We start from the raw sequence: 1159 nt of genomic DNA on the forward strand, positions 1-1159 counted from the left end.
CCCCCGAAAGGACCCTGCAGATGCGCAAGGGCTTCCTCACCTTCGCCGCCGTGGGCCTGCTGGCCACCGGCGGCCTGGCCGCCTGCGGCGACGACTCCGGCTCCGACGCCGGCGGCTCCTCCGAGAAGAAGCCGAAGATCGGCGTGATCCTTCCGGACAGCAAGTCCTCCGCCCGCTGGGAGGGCGCCGACCGCAAGTTCCTGGAGGAGGCGTTCAAGGCCGCCGGCGTCGACTACGACATCCAGAACGCCCAGGGCGACAAGACGGCGTTCCAGACCATCGCCGACCAGATGATCACCAACGGCGTGACCGCCCTGATGATCGTCAACCTGGACTCCGGCACCGGCAAGGCCGTGCTCGACAAGGCCAAGTCCCAGGGTGTGGCCACGATCGACTACGACCGGCTCACGCTGGGCGGCTCGGCCACCTACTACGTCAGCTTCGACAACGAGGCCGTCGGCAAGCTCCAGGGCGAGGGCCTGAGCAAGTGCCTGACCGACAAGGGCGTCAAGAACCCGGTCGTGGCGTACCTCAACGGCTCGCCGACCGACAACAACGCCACCCTGTTCAAGAACGGGTACGACTCGGTGCTCAAGCCGAAGTTCGACTCGAAGGAGTACACCAAGGGCCCGGACCAGAACGTGCCGGAGTGGGACAACACCCAGGCCGCCACCATCTTCGAGCAGATGCTGACCCAGACCGGCGGCAAGATCGACGGCGTGCTCGCCGCCAACGACGGCCTCGGCAACGCGGCCATCTCGGTGCTGAAGAAGAACAAGCTCAACGGCAAGGTCCCGGTGACCGGCCAGGACGCCACCCCGCAGGGCCTGCAGAACATCCTCGCCGGCGACCAGTGCATGACCGTCTACAAGGCGATCAAGGAGGAGGCGAAGGCCGCCTCGGACCTGGCCATCGCGGTGGCCAAGGGTGAGAAGAAGGAGACCGCCCAGACGGTCAAGGACCCGGAGGGCGGCCGGGACGTCCCGGCGGTGCTGCTGACCCCGAAGCTGATCTTCAAGGAGAACGTCAAGGACGTCATCGCCGACGGCTTCGTCACCAAGGACGAGGTCTGCGCCGGGGCGTACGCCAAGCTCTGCGCCGACGCCGGCATCAGCTGACCCGTACCCGATTCCACGCGCACGCCGCCCGGCACCGACCC

1 protein-coding gene is annotated in these 1159 nt (G+C 67.4%); it reads left to right on the forward strand.

The genetic code is table 11. The annotated features are described in order from the left end of the window. Positions 1-20: 20 nt before the first annotated feature. Positions 21-1118, forward strand: a complete 1098-nt coding sequence (locus AB0B91_RS66350) for a sugar ABC transporter substrate-binding protein (protein ID WP_088998424.1) — start codon at positions 21-23, stop codon at positions 1116-1118. Positions 1119-1159 lie beyond the last annotated feature (41 nt).

Source organism: Nonomuraea sp. NPDC049141, from assembly GCF_040648415.1.
In the GTDB taxonomy this organism is placed as follows: Bacteria; Actinomycetota; Actinomycetes; order Streptosporangiales; family Streptosporangiaceae; genus Nonomuraea.